This window comes from Comamonas piscis (assembly GCF_014109725.1).
GTDB classification, from domain to species: Bacteria; Pseudomonadota; Gammaproteobacteria; order Burkholderiales; family Burkholderiaceae_C; genus Comamonas; species Comamonas piscis.
The window spans coordinates 220,530-236,700 of sequence record NZ_CP058554.1 but is presented as its reverse complement, the minus strand read 5'-3'; the positions used below and the strand labels follow the sequence as shown (position 1 = coordinate 236,700).

The window sequence follows — 16,171 nt, the reverse complement described above, 5'->3', positions numbered from 1 at the left end:
GCGCGATGAACTGGAGAAACATACTGATCCCCGTTGGCTTGTTGGTGCTGCTGGGGGCTGCTTACCAAAATTACAAATGGATGGGCGTGCTAGCCGTCAGCGGCGGCATCTTGATGTGGCTGATGCTGCACTTCACCCGTTTGATGACCATCATGAAACGGGCCGCGCAGCGGCCCTTGGGCTATGTGGCCAGCGCCGTGATGCTCAATGCCAAGCTCAAGCCCAACGTTCCCTTGGTGCATGTGGTGGCCATGACGCGTTCGCTGGGCCTGCGCCAATCCAATGCCTTGGAGCAGCCCGAGGTGTTTGTATGGCGCGACAACACCGACTCAACGGTAACTTGTGAGTTTGTGCACGGCCGCTTGAAAACCTGGACCTTGCACCGCCCCAGCGCAGAGGTCGATCCAGCGCTGGCGCCCGCCAACCCTCAGCCTTGAGCTGGAGCCACTTGTAACAAGGGCGACCCGCCGGCTGCCTGCCGAACCCTTTTAGGCGGGTTTGGCGGCCAATTCTGAGCCGCCCACTCTGCATCTTCTGCCAAGTCGGGCGCCGTCCACGTAAAATCACTGCCCAGCATGGGAGCCCATTGGGGCTGGTCCCCACCGTTCCCCGTGCCTACAGAATCATCGATAGCCGGTCCGCGACAGGGGTGCGGGGCTGGCGCAGGAAAGTTGAAAACCATGACGCAGGCAGTTGTTGAGTTGCTGGCCAAAGACCTGAACGCCCAAGGTGGCGTGTTTTGCCCCAATCCCAAGGCAGACATGAAATTGTGGAGTGGCCATCCCCGCGTCTTTTTGGATGTGGGCCACAGCGGTGAAGCCAAGTGCCCTTATTGCGGCACCGTGTACCGACTCAAGGCCGGCGAAACCTTCCACGGTGGCCATTGAGTGACTGATTCCCCATTGGGCGGCGCTGCAGCTTCGCGCAGGTTTACGCTGACCATTGGCATCCTCACGCTCAACGAAGAAGACAACATCGAGGCCTGTTTGCGCAGTGCCTCGTTTGCCGACCAGGTTGTGGTGGTGGACAGTGGCAGTGTGGACCGTACCACCGCCATTGCCTGTAGCCTCGGAGCCCAGGTGTTTCGCTATGAAGACTGGCAGGGCTTTGCGCTGCAGCGAAACCGCCTGCTCGCCCACGCCAAGGGCGACTATGTGTTCTTCCTCGATGCCGATGAGACCATCTCTCCTGCATTCCGCGAGGAGCTGGAAGCCATCGTCCAGTCGGGCAAGGAAGCCATCTGGATGGTGCGCTGGCGCATGGTCGCTTTCGGCAAGGAGCTGAAATACCTGCGCTCCACCGCCAAGGTCGAGCGCCTGTTCTGGCGCGGTTTGCTGCGCGAGTACACCGGCGTGGTGCATGAAGAGGCGCAGCTGAGCCGTGCCAATGTGACGCGCCACCTGATGCGCACACCGCTGTTGCACCATTCGCGCAGCACCGTGCACACCAGCCTGGAAAAGCTGACCCAGTACGCAATGCTGGGCGCAGCCAAGCGCGCCGAAGAGGGCGTGCGCGGCGGCATTCTGCGCGGCTTGGCCTCATCGATTGCCATGTTTGTGCGTCTTTACTTCTTCCACTTCGGCATTCTCTGCGGGGGCGCGGGCTTTTTGTACTGCGTGTTCGTCGCGCTGGAGAGCTTCTTCCGCTACGTCGCCCTGGCCTACGACCGCCCCTATCTGAGCGGAGACGTGCGCCGATGAGCCTGGCTGCGGCGGCGCCCGTTGCGCCTTCGCCCGCAATGCGGGCCAGCCAGCTGGCGGCCTTTCTGGTGCCTGGGGTGGCCCTCAGCTTACCGTCGGGCTATTCCTTCGGCGCTGCCGTGCTGGCGCTGGCCAGCCTGATTTTTGTGCGCCAGTGGTGGGGCCGCAGCTGGGACCGCCGGGCGCTGGCCTGGGGGCTGATGCTCGCCGTCATGGCCGTCCTGTGGACCATGAGCTTTGATGACTGGCACCTGCGCTCGCGCAGCGACCAGTTCGTCAAATACGCGCTGGCCATCTCCGGCCTGGGTTTTTTACAGGTGTTTGCGCCCCGGGTCCGGCCGCTGGGTTGGGGCATGCTGGCAGGTGCCTTGGGTGCCGGCCTGGTCGCCGTCTACCAGACCGGCTGGACCGATGCCCACCGCGCCAATGGTTTTACCAATGCGATCCAGTTCAGCGGTATTGCGCTGGTGCTGGCGCTGGCCTGCTGTTTTGGCGTGTTGCTGCTGTGGCGCTCTTTGGTGATCTGGCAGCGTGCGCTGGGCTTGGTGTGCAGTCTCTTCGGGCTGCTGGCCGTCATCCTGTCGGACACGCGTGGCAGCTGGATCGTGCTGCCCTTTGTCTTGCTGATTGGCGCCGTGCTGCTGTGGCGCTGTGGCCTGCGCAAACCGGTGGGCCTGGGCCTGCTGGCCGCCTTGCTTGGCATTGGGGGGCTGGTATCGCTCAAAGGCGGGGAGATGGCCCAGCGCTACCACACGGCGGTGCATGAAGTGCAGAGCTACGAGGTGCAAGACCGCGATGCGGCCGAAACCTCGGTCGGCCAGCGCCTGGCCCACTGGAACCTGGCCTGGCACATGGGGCTGGACAGGCCGCTGACCGGTTGGGGCCTCAAAGGCTATATCGCCGAGAAGGCCCGCCGCGTCGAAGCGGGCGAGGCCAGCGCCTCGGTGCTGCCCTATGACCATGCGCACAATGAGCTGCTCGACATGTTTGCCAAGCGAGGTCTGGTGGGGGTGGCCCTGCTGCTGGCCTTCTATGCCGTGCCGCTGCTGATCTTCTGGCCCACGCAAAAGCGCATGGCGCAATGCGCTGGCGCGCCGATGGACCGCCAGATCCTCTACCTGCGCATGCTGGGCATTCTTGTGCCCCTGTGCTACATCGGCTTTGGCCTGACCCAGGCGTTTTTCGCCCACAACAGTGGGCATCTGTTCTATGTCTATCTGCTGGTGCTGCTGCTGGGCGCGCTGATCGGACGTGAGCGCGCACTGCTGGCATTGCACCCCACACGCTGAACCCAGCGCTGAGCCAGGCTGACCCAGGTCAGCCCTGGCGGTCGCGCCACTCGCGGGCCAGTAGCCCATAGATGTACTCATCGCCCCACTGGCCGTTGAACTGGTCATTCTCGATCAGATGGGCTTCTCGCCGCATGCCCAGGCGCTCGACCACGCCGACCGAGCCGAGGTTGGCGGCATCCAGCCGCGCAAAGATGCGGTGAAAGCCCAACGCGCCAAACCCCTGCGCCAAGGTCTGCGCCACGGCTTCGGTGGCATAGCCATGACCGGCATGGGCTGGATCAAAGATATAGCCTACCTCGGCCTGGCGCGCGGCGGCGCTAGCCAGTTTGAGCAAGGTCTCCCCCAACAGGCAGCCATCGCTGCTGCGCACCACGGCAAAGCGCCGGGTGTCGCCATCCTGCGCCAGGCGCTGGGGCAGTGCATCGCGTGTGAACTGTGCCTGCAGTACGGCAGTGTCCTGCGGTGCCTCGGTATACAAGTAGCGGTAGACGGCAGGCTGGCGGTGATAGTGGGCGTAGGCCTCGAAATCGCCAGGCACAAAGGCGCGCAGCTGTAGACGTGGGAGGGAACTTGGATGCGACATGCGGTGCCTGACCTTTGACTCAGGCCAGCGGCTGCGCCGCAAAGCGCGCGGCTGGCTCGATCAGCTGGGCCTGCGCGGCCACCAGGGGGAGATCGCGGGAGCCCGCCACCGTGCCTTTGACCAGTGAGTACAAGGTGGCGGTCGCCAGCTCCAGCGCCTCAGGCAGGGGGCGGCCATCCATCAAACGGCCCAGCAGGGTAGCGGCAAACACATCGCCCATGCCATTGGGGAGCGGGTGCAGGTCAATGCGCGGCGTGGTCACCAGCCAGGCGCCTTGGCCGTTAACGGCCAGGGTGCCCAATTGGTCGGCCGCGATGTCGGGCGTAGCCAGGCTGGTGATAACGATGGTGTCCGGCCCCCGGCCACGCATCTGGCGCGCGACGGCCACAGCCTCTTCGGTGCTGGCCAGCTTGGTGCCGCTCAGCAGCTCAAACTCGAACTGGTTGGGCGTGATGATGTTGGCAAATGGGATCGCCTGGTCGCGCAGAAAATCGGGGATGGCAGGGTTCACGAAGAGCCCCCGGCCCACATCGCCCATCACCGGATCGCAGAGGTAGCGCAGCTGCGGGTTGGCCTGGCGGATGTCATTGACGGCATCGAGAATGGCTGCGCCGGTATCGGCATTGCCCAGGTAGCCCGAGAGCACGGCGCCCACTTTTTGCAGTGCGCCGCGCTCGCGCAGGCCAGCCAGGATCTCGCGGATATGTTCGGCGCTCAGGATCTGGCCGCGGAACTGCCCGTAGCCCGTGTGGTTGCTGAACATTACCGTGTGTACCTGCAGCACCTCAAAGCCCAGGCGCTGCAGCGCAAACACTGCGGCCGAGTTGCCCACGTAGCCCCAGGCCACATGGGACTGGATGGACAGGATGACGGGGCGGGAGGCTTGCGCAGTGGCAGAGGGGGTAGCAGTGTTCACGGTAGGCAGTCTTTGCGGGCCCGGACCAGGCTGCCGGGCATTGGCTGCTATTGTGCGCCCGCTGCCAGCCACTCCTCTTTGAGCTTTTGCAATAGTTGCGCAGCGGGCAGGGCTCTGGCCAGCGCCACGCCTTGGCCGGCCCAGAGCGACAGGTACTGCGCATCGCCCGCCGCACCGGCGAGCTTGCGCAGTGCGCCGGTCAGCGCGTTTTGCACCGGGTAGGGCGGGATGGCGGCTTCATCGGCTTCCAGCGCATCGACCATCGCATTGCGGATGCCGCGTGCGGGCCGGCCCGAGATGGTGCGGGTGGTGACCGTGTCGGTAGCTTGGGCGGTCGCCAGCGCAGCACGGTAGGCCGCGTTGATGGCCGATTCGGGGCAGACCAGAAAGGCCGTGCCCATTTGCACCGCCTGCGCCCCCAGCGCCTGCGCGGCGGCAATGCCGGCGCCATCCATGATGCCGCCTGCCGCTATCACCGGCACTTGCAGCTGCAGCACGCAGTCACGCAGCAGCGGCAGGGTGGAGACCATGGACGCCGCATAGTCCGCCAAAAAAGTGCCCCGGTGGCCGCCGGCCTCGCTGCCGCTGGCGATGACGGCATCGGCACCCACAGCCTGCCAGGCCAGAGCTTCAGCCACCGTGGTGGCCGTGCCCCAGACCTGGCTGCCCGCCGCCTGCAGGCGCTGCACCTGCGCGGCGCTGAGAATGCCAAAGGTAAAGCTGGCTACGGCCGGGCGGCAGGCGACCAGTGCATCGAGCTGCTGCGCAAAGTCTTCGCACCACTGCGCGGGCACCGCCGGCTCGGCGCCAAAGCGCGCATACAGCGGCGCCAGGCGTTGCAGGGCCTGCTGCACGGTGGCGGCATCGGGTGCGGGTGTGGCCTGCACAAACAGGTTCATCGCAAAGGGTCGGTCGGTCTGTGCGCGCACGGCTGCGGCGGCCTCGGCCATCGCCTGGGGCGAGCGCATGCCGCAGCCCAGTGAGCCCAGGCCGCCGGCGTCGCTGACCGCAGCAGCCAGCGCCGGGCTGTCCGAGCCGGTCATCGGGCCTTGCACCACGGGCAGCTGCAGGTCCAGTTCTTGCGTCAGATTGCGGGTCATACGGTCTCCATAGCGGCTGACAAAGGGGTGGGTGCGGCTGCCTGCAAGACGGCCAGCAATTGCTGCACCGCCGGCGTCGCATAGCCCTGGCGGGTGACAAACATGGTGGTGCAGCTGCCCAGCGGCTGGCTGCGCACCGGCAGCGGATGGCGTTGCAGATCCAGCACCGTTTGGGGGACGACCGCCACGGCGCTGCCTGCCGCCACCGCCGCAATGATTGCGTGGTACGACGACAGCTGCAGCACCCGAGTGGGGGCCGGGCCATGGGCCTCGTTCATCCACTGCTCGCCAATGCGACGGTAGGTGCAGCCATCGCTGAAGCCAGCCAGGGTGCGGGGCTGCTCGCCATCCTGCACTTGGGCGGGGCGCAGCAGCAGCAGCGATTCTTCGTACAGCGGCACCAGGTCCAGTGGCAAGGGGGCATCCACATCGGGTGGTGGCCAGGCCACCAGTGCGGCATCGAGCTGGTGGTCCAGCACCTGCTCCATCAGTTGCAGCGATGCGGCCGTGGACAGCTCCAGCTGCACCTGGGGATGCTGGCGGTGGAAGGCGGCCAGCGGTATCGGCAGGCGTGCGGCAGCGGTACTCTCCATGGAGCCCAGGCGCAGCCGCCCGCTGGGTTGCTGGCCGCGCAGGCTTTGCGTGGCCTCTTCGGCCAGGGTCAGCAGCTGGTTGGCATAGTGCTGCAGCCGCTGTCCCTCGGGTGTCAGCACCATGCGCCGGGCTTCGCGTACAAAAAGCGCTACGCCCAGCGACTCCTCCAGCTGCTGGATACGGGTGGTGATATTGGACTGGGCACGGCCCAGCTGCTGCGCCGCACGGGTGATGCTGCCGCTGGCAATGACCTGCTGAAAGATGGCGAGAGTGGCGAGATCCAACACGTTTGTATCTATCGTATCTATCTTTTTTGAAGATGTTAATTTAACATAGCATCTCTAAAAAAGATATATCAGCGATAGGTCAGCCATGCCACCCTCGGTCAGTTCTTCGGTTTCTCCCTCCGCCGCCGCATCCTCATTGCCCTGGGGCCAGCGCCCCTGGTTGGTGGCCGTGGCCGGCATGTTGGCGCTGGCATCGGCCATGGGTGTGGGCCGCTTTGCCTTTACCCCCTTGATGCCGATGATGCTGCACGACGGCAGCATCGACCTGGCCCAGGGCAGCTGGCTGGCGATGAGCAACTACCTGGGCTACTTTGTGGGCTCCCTGGTGTGCATGGTCTTGCCCTGGGTGGCCAAGGGTTTGATGCAGCGGCTGCACCCCTCGCGCATGGTGCACTGGTGGCTGTTTATCACCGCCGTGCTGACGGCGGCGATGGCACTCGACTGGCCCGGCGCTTGGGCCAGCCTGCGCTTTGTCTCGGGCGTGGCCAGCGCGGTGGTCTTCCTCAATATCACCTTATGGTGCATGTCGCAGCTGGCGCATTTGGGGCGGCCGCAGATGGGCGGCCTGCTGTTTTGCGGACCGGGCATTGGCATTGCGTTGACGGGCCTCGCCACCAGCGCCATGGTGGCCGTGGGCTGGCATGCCGTCAGCGCCTGGCTGGCCTTTGCGCTGCTGGCGGTGGTGCTGTGGCTGATGGTGATGACGGTGGTGCGCGGCCCGCTGGCGCCGCCGCCTGCCCACACCCAGACGGGCGTCGCTGTGGCGGTTGCGCCCGAGGGCCCAGTCGACCGGCTGCTGCTGACCCTGGCCTACAGCCTGGCGGGCCTGGGCTATATCGTCACCGCCACCTATTTGCCGGTGATTGCGCGTGGCGCGCTGCCGGCCGATTCGATCTGGCCGGACCTGTTCTGGCCCATGTTTGGTGGCGGTGTCGCGCTGGGCGCTTACCTCTCTACCCATCTGCCAGCCCGCTGGGACCGGCGCCGGTTGCTGATTGCCGGCTACGGCATCCAGGCGGTGTCGATTGCCATCAGCGCGCTGTGGCCCACCCCCCTGGGCTTTGCGCTGAGCAGCTTTTTGCTGGGCCTGCCGTTTACCGCACTCACCTTTTTTGCGCTGCAAGAGGCGCGCCGCATCTGGCCCAGCGCGCTCAGCAGCTTTCCCGGCCTGCTGACCGCTGCCTATGGTTTGGGCCAGATTGTGGGCCCCCCCATGGTGGCCTGGATGCTGGCCCACAGCGCCAGTACCCAGCAGGGCTTTGCCTACGGCCTGGCGGCAGCGGGCGGGGCGCTGGTGCTGGGTATGGGGGTGCTGGGCTGCATGGTCTGGCGCCATCCGCACCGGGGCTGAGCGGCTGAACGGCCCCTGCCAGCCAACCACAAAGTGCTTGCTTAACGGGCTGCCAGGGAGGCGTCCGACGCATATGACCAACTGGTGAAACATTGTTTGACCTTGGGGTAAACTCCGGGGCGCAAACGTTTGCGCCTATGCAAACATGCGGCATCTCGCGGCTACTGCTGTGGATAAGCCGCGTGATGCACAACAATCTTTCGGAGACATCTCTCATGCGCTTTACCCGCCGTACCCTGACTGCTGCGTTGGCTTTGGCCACCGTGGCTGGTTTTTCCCACCAAGCCGTTGCGGCTGACAAGCCCAAGGTGGCCCTGGTGATGAAATCGCTGGCCAATGAGTTCTTCCGCACCATGGAAGACGGCGCCAAGGCGCACCAGAAAGCCAATTCCGCCCAGTACACCCTGGTGGCGAATGGCATCAAGGACGAGACGGACACGGCAGCGCAGATCAAGATGGTTGAGCAGATGGTGGCCCAGCGCGTGCAGGCCATCGTGATCGCCCCGGCCGATTCCAAGGCGCTGGTGTCGGTGCTCAAAAATGCAGCAGACAAGGGCGTGCTGATCATCAACATCGACAACAAGCTCGATGCCGATGCGCTCAAGAGCAAGGACCTGAACGTGCCCTTCGTCGGCCCGGACAACCGCTCTGGCGCCAAGCTGGTGGGTGAGTTCCTCGGCAAGCAACTGCAGGCAGGCGACAAGGTCGGCATTGTGGAAGGCGTCTCGACCACCTTCAACGCGCAGCAGCGCACCCTGGGCTTCCAGGATGCGATGAAGGCCGCTGGCACCAATGTGGTCAGCCTGCAATCGGGCCAGTGGGAAATCGACAAGGGCAACACCGTGGCCGCAGGCATGCTGCGCGAGCACCCCGATCTGAAGGCCATCATGGCCGGCAACGACAGCATGGCGCTGGGCGTGGTCGCTGCGGTGAAGGCCGCTGGCCGCACCGGCAAGGTGCAGGTGGTGGGCTATGACAATATCGCCGCCATCAAGCCCATGCTGAAGGACGGCCGTGTGCTGGCCACCGCCGACCAGTACGCCGCCAAGCAGGCCGTGTTCGGCATCGAGATGGCGCTCAAGGCCCTGGCCGACAAGAAAAAGCAGAGCGAGCTGCCTGCTGAAGTCAAGACCGATGTGGCCTTGGTGACCAAGGACAGCAAGTAAAAAACGGCGCACACCATGGCTACGACTGAGGCGCAAGGCGCCAGCACACCCCGCGTGCGTCTGCAGCAGATGGGCAAGGCCTACTCCGGCACCTTGGTGCTGGAGGGCGTGAGCCTGGATCTGCATGCCGGCGAGGTGATGGCGCTGACCGGAGAAAACGGCGCGGGCAAGAGCACCTTGTCCAAGATGCTCTGCGGCTTGGTGGACCCATCGCAGGGGCAGATGCAGCTCGATGGCAAGCCCTTTGCCCCCACATCGCGCCGCGATGCCGAACGCCAAGGCGTGCGCATGGTCATGCAGGAGCTGGGCCTGGTGCCCACCCTGACGGTGGCCGAGAACCTGCTGATGGGGCGCCTGCCCCACAAGCTGGGCTGGCTGGACCATGCAGCGATGCGTGCGCTGGCCCGCACCCAGCTGGCCAAGATCGGCATGGAGCATATCGACCCGGACACCCCCGTCTCGCAGCTGGGCATTGGCCAGCAGCAGATGGTGGAGATCGCCCGCAATCTGCAGGACGGCACGCGGGTGCTGGTGCTCGATGAGCCCACCGCCATGCTGACGCTCAAGGAGACCGAGCACCTGTTCACGCAGATTGCGCTGCTCAAGGCGCGGGGCGTGGCCCTGGTCTATGTGTCGCACCGGCTCGAAGAGCTGCAGCGCATTGCCGACAAGGTGGCCGTGCTGCGCGATGGCCGCCTGGTCGATGTACGGCCCATGCAAGGCGTGCAAGAGCATGAGCTGGTCGAGCGCATGGTGGGCCATGCCGTGCAAGACAACGAAGGCCGGCCGCGCCGCACACGTGGCGCGCTGCGACTGCAGGCCCATAAGCTGCAGCGCGGCACGCAGGTGCGCGGAGTCAGCCTGTCACTCTATGCGGGCGAGATCATGGGCCTCGCTGGGCTGGTCGGCTCCGGCCGTACCGAGCTGGTGCGCCTGCTGTTTGGTGCAGACCGCGCCGAGCAGGGCGAGATCAGCCTGCATGCCGCTGGCAGCAGCGCCGCCACACATACCGTGGCGCCCAATTGGGGCAGCCCGGTGCATGCCATCCGCGCTGGCATTGGCCTGGTGACCGAAGACCGCAAGTCGCAAGGCTTGCTGCTGTCGCAATCCATCCGCGCCAACACCACCTTGGCGGGCATGCACAAGATTGCGCGCGGCGGCTGGCTACAACGCGCGCAAGAGAGCGAGATTGCCCGCCATTTTGTCGAGCGCCTGCGCATCCGCTCGCGCAGCGCCGAGCAAGCGGTATCGACCCTGAGCGGTGGCAACCAGCAAAAAGTGGTGTTTGCCCGCTGGCTGCACCAGCCCTGCGATGTGCTGCTGCTCGATGAGCCCACACGCGGCGTGGATGTGGGCGCCCGCGCCGACATCTACCACGAGATCGACCGCATGTGCGATGACGGCAAGGCCGTGTTGATGGTCTCCAGCGACCTGCGCGAGCTGATGGCCATGTGCGACCGCATCGGCGTGATGCACGATGGCGAGCTGGTCGCCGTGTTTGAGCGCGGCCAGTGGAGCGACCAGCAGTTGCTGGCTGCCGCTTTTGGCAATCTGGATGAGGCCCCATCTGCCCACACCGCAGCGCAGGCTGCCACCCCCCAATAAAAGAGCAGGCACGAGGACCAAGCCATGACGACTCCCCCTTCCGCGCAGCCGAGCGCGTCCCTTTCCTCCGCAAACAGCAACCCCAAGCTGCCTTCGGGCCGCATGCAGGCCTGGGGCACCTATGTGGGCCTGTTCCTGGTGCTGGCCGCCATGGTGGCGCTGTTCAGCTTTCTGAGCGAGTATTTCTGGAGCACCGAGACCTTTGTCACCATTGCCAACGAGATCCCCGCGCTGGCGGTGATGGCCGTGGGCATGACCTTTGTGCTGATCCTGGCGGGCATTGACCTGTCGGTGGGCTCGGTGCTGGCGCTGTCGGCGGCCGTGGCGGCCCAGGCGATTCTGGTCTGGGGCCTCAACCCCTGGGCTGCGGGTGCGCTGGGCCTGATCTGCGGTTTGCTCTGCGGCGCGGTGTTGGGCTCCATCTCGGTGGCCTGGCGCCTGCCCACCTTCATCGTGTCGCTGGGCATGCTCGAAGCGCTGCGCGGTGCGGCCTACCTGGTCACCGACTCGCGCACCCAGTATGTGGGCGATGCGATCTCGGGCCTGGCAGCACCCATTGCCTATGGCGTCTCGTCGGCCTTTGTCATTGCCATCGTGGTGGTGGTGCTGGGCCAGATTGTGCTGACGCGTACCGTGTTTGGCCGCTACGTGGTCGGCATTGGCACCAATGAAGAAGCGATGCGCCTAGCCGGTATCGACCCGCGCCCCATCCGCATCCTGGTATTTGCACTGACCGGCCTGCTCGCCGGTCTGGCGGGCCTGATGCAATCGGCCCGCCTGGAAGCTGCCGACCCCAATGCCGGCAGCGGCATGGAGCTGCAGGTGATCGCCGCCGTGGTGATTGGCGGCACCAGCCTGATGGGCGGACGCGGCTCGGTGATTGCCACTTTCTTTGGCGTATTGATCATCGCCGTGCTGGAAGCGGGCCTGGCCCAGATCGGCGCCAGCGAGCCTGCCAAGCGCATCATCACCGGCGCCGTGATTGTGGTGGCCGTGATCATCGACACGGTGCGCCAGCGCCGTGCCGCCCACCGGGCCTGACCGGTGGTAATGAGCAGCATCAAGGACGTGGCGCGCCTGGCCGGCGTGTCCGTCACCACGGTCTCGCATGTGCTGAACAAGACGCGCTCGGTGCTGCCTGCCACGCAAGAGCGGGTGCTCGAAGCCGTGCAGACCCTCGGCTATGTGCCCAGCGCTGTGGCACGCAGCCTCAAGATCAATGCCACGCACACCCTCGGCATGCTGGTGCCGGACAACTCCAACCCCTACTTTGCCGAGCTGGTGCGCGCGGTGGAAGACGCCTGTTTTGACGCCGGCTATGCGCTGCTGCTGTGCAATACCGACAACCACGCCGGGCGCCAGCAGGTCTACCTGGATGTGTTGTCGCAAAAGCGGGTCGATGGCCTGATCGTCGCCTCGACCAGCGATGACGCGCTGATGTCCCAGCACTTGGCGCAAACCGCCTTGCCGATGGTGCTGATCGACCGGGCGATTGCGGGCCTGGACCGCCCCTGCGTGCAGACCGACCATGTGCAGGGCGGCATGCTGGCCACCCAGCACCTGATGGCCATGGGCCGCAAGCGCATCGCCTGCGTGGGCGGCCCGCAAGATCTGCAGTCCAGCGAGCAGCGCGTGCAGGGGTGGCGCCAGGCCTTGCAGCTGGTGGGTTTGCCCGCCGATTTGCTGGTGCATGGCGATTTCACCGCCAATGGCGGTTATGTGGCGATGCGGCACTTGCTGCGAGACAGCGCTGCCGACCGGCCGACGGCCGTCTTCGTCTGCAATGACCTGATGGCCATGGGTGCCTTGCGCGCTGTGCATGAAGCCGGTCTGCAGGTGCCCCGGGATGTGGCCGTGGTGGGCTATGACGATATTGAGCTGGCCAGCTACACCCAGCCCGCGCTGAGCACCGTAGCCCAGCCGACCCGGGCCATGGCCCAGCAGGCGCTGGCCTGGTTGCTCGAACGCATCCAGGCGGGCCGCAGTGCTGAGCCGGTGCTAGCGGCCACGCAGATGCTGGTGCCTGCATTGGTCGCCCGCGAGAGCAGCAAGCCCGCCGCCCGGGCTGCCGTACCGATTGAGAGTGGAGAAACCCTGTGAATGTGCCGATTTTGAGCGAGGCCCCGCATATCGTGGTGCTGGGCAGTTTGAACATGGACCTGGTGCTGCGCGTGCCCCATATGCCGCGGGCGGGCGAGACCATGCTGGGCCAGTCGCTCAGCCAGGTGCCCGGCGGTAAGGGCGGCAACCAGGCTGTCAGCTGCGCGCGCCAGGGCGCGGCCGTCAGCCTGCTGTCCTGCGTGGGCGAGGACGCCTATGCCGAGCAACTGCTGGCCGGCCTGGTGGCCGACCATATCGATGTGCAGCATGTGCAGCGCAGCGCGCGCGATGCGACCGGCGTCGCCGTCATCAGCGTCGATGACAGCGCCCAGAACCAGATCGTCGTGGTGCCCGGCGCCAACCTGCGGCTGCAGGTGACCGAGCCCGTGCTGCGCCCGCTGCTGCAGGATGCCGACTATGTGGTGCTGCAGTTTGAGACCCCTTTGCAGGAAGTGGACCAGGCCTTGCGCAGCGCGCGCGCCGTGGGTTGCAAAACGGTGCTCAACCCCTCGCCTGTGCAGCCCTTGCCCGATGCCTGGTGGCCTGCCATTGATGTGCTGGTGGTGAACGAAGCCGAAGCCACGCAGCTGAGCGGTAGCCCAGTGGACAGCCCCGCAACTGCCGCCCAGGCTGCGCGCTGGCTGCAGGCCAAGGGCGCTGGCCAGGTGGTGGTGACCTTGGGTAGCCAGGGCGCCGTCTGCTGCGATACGAACACGGCAGCAGGTGTCGAAGCCCCTGCCCATTGGCACCGTGCCCCGCAGGTACAGGCGGTCGATACCACCGCTGCAGGCGACACCTTTTTGGGCGCGCTCACCGTGCAACTGGCCTCTGGTGCCAGCTTGGACCTGGCTACGCAGTGGGCCATCCGCGCTGCTGGCATCTGCGTCACCCGCGCTGGTGCGCAGCCTTCCATCCCTTTTCATGCCGAGGTCGCCACGCGCACCGAAGCCAGCCCCTGGAGCCCTGTATGAAGCGTGCCGCATTGTTGAATATCGAGTTGTCGCAGATCATCGCTGGCATGGGCCATGGCGATCTGTTGGTGATTGGCGATGCCGGTCTGCCAGTGCCGCCCGGTGTGCGCCGGGTGGATTTGGCCGTGGCGCGCGGCGTGCCAACCTTGGACCAGGTGCTGCAGGCCATCTTGAGCGAGCTGCAGGTGGAGAGCGCTGTCGTCGCCGATGAGTGTCTGGACGGCCAGCAGCTGCCGACCTGGTACCAACAGCGCCAGGCCGATGGCCTGCCGAGCGCGCCGCAATGCGTGTCGCATGAGGCGTTCAAAGCCTTGAGCCGCCAGGCGGTGGCCGTCGTGCGTACCGGCGAATGCACACCCTACGCCAATATCGCGCTGCGCTCGGGTGTGGCGTTCTAAGCGCCGCACTGAAAGCAACTGCATAAAAAAGGGTCTCAGCCGCTAGGCGAGACCCTTTGCTACGTGCTTGCGCCGCTGTTAAACGTTAGGCGGAGGCAGTGCTTCCGCAGGTGCTGTGCGCGCCAGTGGCGCCAGCGGCAGGCGCAGCACAAACACGGCGCCACCGCCTTCGCGCGCTTCGCAATGCACGCTGCCTTCATGGCGCTCCGCAATCGAGCGGACCAGGGCCAGGCCCAGGCCCACACCGCCATGGCGCTCGCTGGCGCCGGGCATGCGGTAGAAGGATTCAAAAATGCGTTCCTGCTGGTCGGGCGGCACACCGGGGCCCCGGTCGGCGACGCGAATTTCCGCATAGGCGCCTTGCTTGTCCAGGAACAAGGTGATGGGGCCTTGCGAGTAACGGCGGGCGTTTTCCAGCAGGTTGCGCACCGCGCGGCGCAGCAGCTTGGCAATGCCGCGCACCTCGATCACATCGCCATGCATGTCGGCGACTTCCAGGTCCGCCTCGACGCGGGCGCATTCTTCGGCGCAGAGCCCGATGATGTCGATCAACTCGGTACTGCCCATATCGGCCTCGCGGGCACCCAGGCGGCTGGCCAGCAGGATTTCGTCAACCAGCTGGTCCAGCTCGGCGATATTGCGCTGGATCTCCTGCTTGAAGGTGGGCGAGGGCTTCTCGCCCATCAGCTCCACGCCCATGCGGATGCGGGTCAGGGGGCTGCGCAGCTCATGCGAAGAATTGGCCAGCAGCGATTTGTGCGACTGCACCAGCGCCTCGATGCGGGCCGCTGCCGCATTGAACTGCTGGGCCAGGTCGCTCACCTCGTCATTACCGCGCACATCGACGCGCACCGACAGGTCGCCATCACCAAACTGCTTGACGCCTTTGCGCAGCGCTTCGAGCCGGCCCATCAGGCGGCGGATGATGGGGAACACGCCCACAACGACGACCACACCAATCAAGCCCAGCATCCAGAAGAAACCAAACGGCGGCTTGACCCAGAACCACCAAGGCCCCAGATTGGGGGGCGGTGGGCGGTGGGATTCGCCCCGGCCGGAACGGCGTTGCAGCTCCATCTCGTAAGTGCGGCCCTGGTCGTCTTCGATCAGGTACAGCACCAGCTCGCTGGGGTCGCCGGGCTGGCGCACCGCTTCGCCATGCAGCAGTACGGCGCCATCGGCACCGCGGATCAGCAGCTCACGCGCGGGCGGCTGCATCGGTGTGGCATTTTTCTCTGCCGCTGCCTGCCAGGCCCAGCCCACCACCAGGATCAGCACGGCCACGCCGCCCACCACCGTGAGCCAGATACGCAGGTAAAGCCGTTCGGCGAAGTATTTGTACAAATGCATGCGGAGAAAGAAGCGCTAGGCGGGAGTCTCAGTCCTGCTGTTTGGCGAAGACGTAGCCGACACCGCGCACCGTCAGAATGCGGCGCGGGTTCTTGGCATCGGCCTCAATGGCGGCACGGATGCGGCCCATGTGCACATCGATGGAGCGGTCAAAGGCTTCCAGCTCGCGGCCACGCACGGCTTCCATGATCTGGTCACGGCTGAGCACGCGGCCGGCACGCTCGGCCAAGGTGACGAGCAAGTCAAACTGGTAGCTGGTCAGGTCGGCAGCCTTGCCGCTGATCGTAACGGCGCGGGCATCGCGGTCTATCTCCAGGCTGCCGAAGCGCAGCACCTGGCTGGCGGGGGCTGCCGCGCTGCCACCATCCACACGGCGGCGCAAGATGGCACGGATGCGGGCGAGCAGTTCGCGGGGCTCAAAAGGCTTGGGCAGGTAGTCGTCGGCGCCTACTTCGAGGCCGATGACGCGGTCCATCGGGTCGCCCTTGGCGGTCAGCATCAAGATAGGCACCTGGGCCGCGGCGCCGCTCAGGGTGCGGATACGGCGGCAGACTTCCAGACCATCCAGATCGGGCAGCATCAAGTCGAGGATGACCAGGTCCGGCGACTGGCCGTTGGCCGGCTCTTGCAGGGCCGCCAGGCCGCTGGCGCCATCGGCCATGTGGCTGACCTGCAGCCCCGACTGGGCCAGATACTCGCTCACCATATTGGCCAGACGCTCGTCATCTTCGATCATCAACAGTTGGTGGGTATGCATG

Annotated in this window: 17 protein-coding genes; 11 read left to right on the top strand and 6 right to left on the bottom strand. The window is 65.7% G+C overall.

Features of this window, described 5'->3' with window-relative positions:
* The first annotated feature begins 5 nt into the window (after positions 1-5).
* The 4 genes from HS961_RS01205 (at position 6) to HS961_RS01190 (ending at position 2,989) form a co-directional block, all read left to right on the top strand.
* Positions 6-437 carry a glycerate kinase gene (locus HS961_RS01205; RefSeq protein WP_182325995.1) on the top strand — a complete coding sequence of 144 codons (432 nt, stop codon included), beginning with the start codon at positions 6-8 and terminating at the stop codon, positions 435-437.
* A gap of 243 nt (positions 438-680) precedes the next feature.
* Positions 681-887 (top strand): zinc-finger domain-containing protein, encoded by a 207-nt coding sequence (locus tag HS961_RS01200; protein WP_021028650.1) that lies wholly within the window; start codon positions 681-683, stop codon positions 885-887.
* Positions 888-1,700 (top strand): glycosyltransferase family 2 protein, encoded by an 813-nt coding sequence (locus HS961_RS01195; protein WP_238347735.1) that lies wholly within the window; start codon positions 888-890, stop codon positions 1,698-1,700.
* On the top strand, positions 1,697-2,989 hold the full coding sequence (locus tag HS961_RS01190; protein WP_182325994.1) for an O-antigen ligase family protein: 1,293 nt from the start codon (positions 1,697-1,699) through the stop codon (positions 2,987-2,989). Before HS961_RS01195 ends, HS961_RS01190 begins: the two co-directional genes overlap by 4 nt.
* 28 nt (positions 2,990-3,017) lie before the next feature.
* On the opposite strand, the gene HS961_RS01185 is transcribed toward HS961_RS01190, so the two are convergent.
* The 4 genes from HS961_RS01185 to HS961_RS01170 are packed head-to-tail and all read right to left on the bottom strand — an operon-like array spanning position 3,018 to position 6,472.
* Complete coding sequence (locus tag HS961_RS01185; RefSeq protein WP_182325993.1) at positions 3,018-3,575, bottom strand: GNAT family N-acetyltransferase; 558 nt, start codon at positions 3,573-3,575, stop codon at positions 3,018-3,020.
* Between the two features lie 19 nt (positions 3,576-3,594).
* Positions 3,595-4,491, bottom strand: coding sequence for a pyridoxal kinase PdxY (gene pdxY, locus HS961_RS01180; protein ID WP_327012010.1), 897 nt, complete (start codon positions 4,489-4,491; stop codon positions 3,595-3,597).
* A gap of 47 nt (positions 4,492-4,538) precedes the next feature.
* Positions 4,539-5,591, bottom strand: coding sequence for an NAD(P)H-dependent flavin oxidoreductase (locus HS961_RS01175; RefSeq protein ID WP_182325992.1), 1,053 nt, complete (start codon positions 5,589-5,591; stop codon positions 4,539-4,541).
* A complete protein-coding gene (locus HS961_RS01170) occupies positions 5,588-6,472 on the bottom strand; it encodes a LysR family transcriptional regulator (protein ID WP_327012009.1) in 885 nt (294 codons plus the stop codon). The genes HS961_RS01175 and HS961_RS01170 overlap by 4 nt, the downstream gene beginning before the upstream one ends.
* A gap of 85 nt (positions 6,473-6,557) precedes the next feature.
* On the opposite strand from HS961_RS01170, the gene HS961_RS01165 reads away from it, so the two are divergent.
* From HS961_RS01165 to rbsD, 7 genes are all read left to right on the top strand, one after another.
* Entirely contained in the window at positions 6,558-7,823 is a 1,266-nt protein-coding gene (locus HS961_RS01165) for a YbfB/YjiJ family MFS transporter (protein ID WP_182325991.1), read from the top strand.
* 215 nt (positions 7,824-8,038) lie between these two features.
* Positions 8,039-8,989, top strand: a complete 951-nt coding sequence (locus tag HS961_RS01160) for a sugar ABC transporter substrate-binding protein (RefSeq protein WP_182325990.1) — start codon at positions 8,039-8,041, stop codon at positions 8,987-8,989.
* 15 nt (positions 8,990-9,004) lie between these two features.
* The gene (locus HS961_RS01155) at positions 9,005-10,594 is read left to right on the top strand and encodes a sugar ABC transporter ATP-binding protein (protein ID WP_182325989.1); all 1,590 of its coding nucleotides are present in this window, start codon (positions 9,005-9,007) and stop codon (positions 10,592-10,594) included.
* 102 nt (positions 10,595-10,696) lie between these two features.
* Positions 10,697-11,635: an ABC transporter permease gene (locus tag HS961_RS01150; protein WP_238347898.1), complete on the top strand. Its 939-nt coding sequence runs from the start codon at positions 10,697-10,699 to the stop codon at positions 11,633-11,635.
* A 9-nt stretch (positions 11,636-11,644) separates the two neighbouring features.
* Positions 11,645-12,694, top strand: a complete 1,050-nt coding sequence (locus HS961_RS01145) for a LacI family DNA-binding transcriptional regulator (RefSeq protein WP_182325987.1) — start codon at positions 11,645-11,647, stop codon at positions 12,692-12,694.
* Positions 12,691-13,665 carry a ribokinase gene (gene rbsK, locus HS961_RS01140; RefSeq protein WP_272956282.1) on the top strand — a complete coding sequence of 325 codons (975 nt, stop codon included), beginning with the start codon at positions 12,691-12,693 and terminating at the stop codon, positions 13,663-13,665. The genes HS961_RS01145 and rbsK overlap by 4 nt, the downstream gene beginning before the upstream one ends.
* Positions 13,662-14,063: a D-ribose pyranase gene (rbsD, locus tag HS961_RS01135; protein ID WP_182325986.1), complete on the top strand. Its 402-nt coding sequence runs from the start codon at positions 13,662-13,664 to the stop codon at positions 14,061-14,063. Before rbsK ends, rbsD begins: the two co-directional genes overlap by 4 nt.
* A 78-nt stretch (positions 14,064-14,141) precedes the next feature.
* On the opposite strand, the gene HS961_RS01130 is transcribed toward rbsD, so the two are convergent.
* Both HS961_RS01130 and HS961_RS01125 read right to left on the bottom strand, forming a co-directional pair.
* Complete coding sequence (locus tag HS961_RS01130; RefSeq protein WP_182325985.1) at positions 14,142-15,413, bottom strand: sensor histidine kinase; 1,272 nt, start codon at positions 15,411-15,413, stop codon at positions 14,142-14,144.
* 28 nt (positions 15,414-15,441) lie between these two features.
* Positions 15,442-16,170 carry a response regulator transcription factor gene (locus HS961_RS01125; RefSeq protein WP_182325984.1) on the bottom strand — a complete coding sequence of 243 codons (729 nt, stop codon included), beginning with the start codon at positions 16,168-16,170 and terminating at the stop codon, positions 15,442-15,444.
* Position 16,171 lies beyond the last annotated feature (1 nt).

Coding starts and splice junctions, on each gene's coding strand:
- HS961_RS01155 (WP_182325989.1), top strand. CDS start 9,005: ATGGCTACGACTGAGGCGCAAGGCGCCAGCACACCCCGCGTGCGTCTG.
- HS961_RS01200 (WP_021028650.1), top strand. CDS start 681: ATGACGCAGGCAGTTGTTGAGTTGCTGGCCAAAGACCTGAACGCCCAA.
- HS961_RS01190 (WP_182325994.1), top strand. CDS start 1,697: ATGAGCCTGGCTGCGGCGGCGCCCGTTGCGCCTTCGCCCGCAATGCGG.
- HS961_RS01185 (WP_182325993.1), bottom strand. CDS start 3,575: ATGTCGCATCCAAGTTCCCTCCCACGTCTACAGCTGCGCGCCTTTGTG.
- HS961_RS01150 (WP_238347898.1), top strand. CDS start 10,697: ATGCAGGCCTGGGGCACCTATGTGGGCCTGTTCCTGGTGCTGGCCGCC.
- rbsD (WP_182325986.1), top strand. CDS start 13,662: ATGAAGCGTGCCGCATTGTTGAATATCGAGTTGTCGCAGATCATCGCT.
- HS961_RS01165 (WP_182325991.1), top strand. CDS start 6,558: ATGCCACCCTCGGTCAGTTCTTCGGTTTCTCCCTCCGCCGCCGCATCC.
- HS961_RS01160 (WP_182325990.1), top strand. CDS start 8,039: ATGCGCTTTACCCGCCGTACCCTGACTGCTGCGTTGGCTTTGGCCACC.
- HS961_RS01130 (WP_182325985.1), bottom strand. CDS start 15,413: ATGCATTTGTACAAATACTTCGCCGAACGGCTTTACCTGCGTATCTGG.
- HS961_RS01145 (WP_182325987.1), top strand. CDS start 11,645: ATGAGCAGCATCAAGGACGTGGCGCGCCTGGCCGGCGTGTCCGTCACC.
- HS961_RS01175 (WP_182325992.1), bottom strand. CDS start 5,591: ATGACCCGCAATCTGACGCAAGAACTGGACCTGCAGCTGCCCGTGGTG.
- HS961_RS01125 (WP_182325984.1), bottom strand. CDS start 16,170: ATGCATACCCACCAACTGTTGATGATCGAAGATGACGAGCGTCTGGCC.
- HS961_RS01205 (WP_182325995.1), top strand. CDS start 6: ATGAACTGGAGAAACATACTGATCCCCGTTGGCTTGTTGGTGCTGCTG.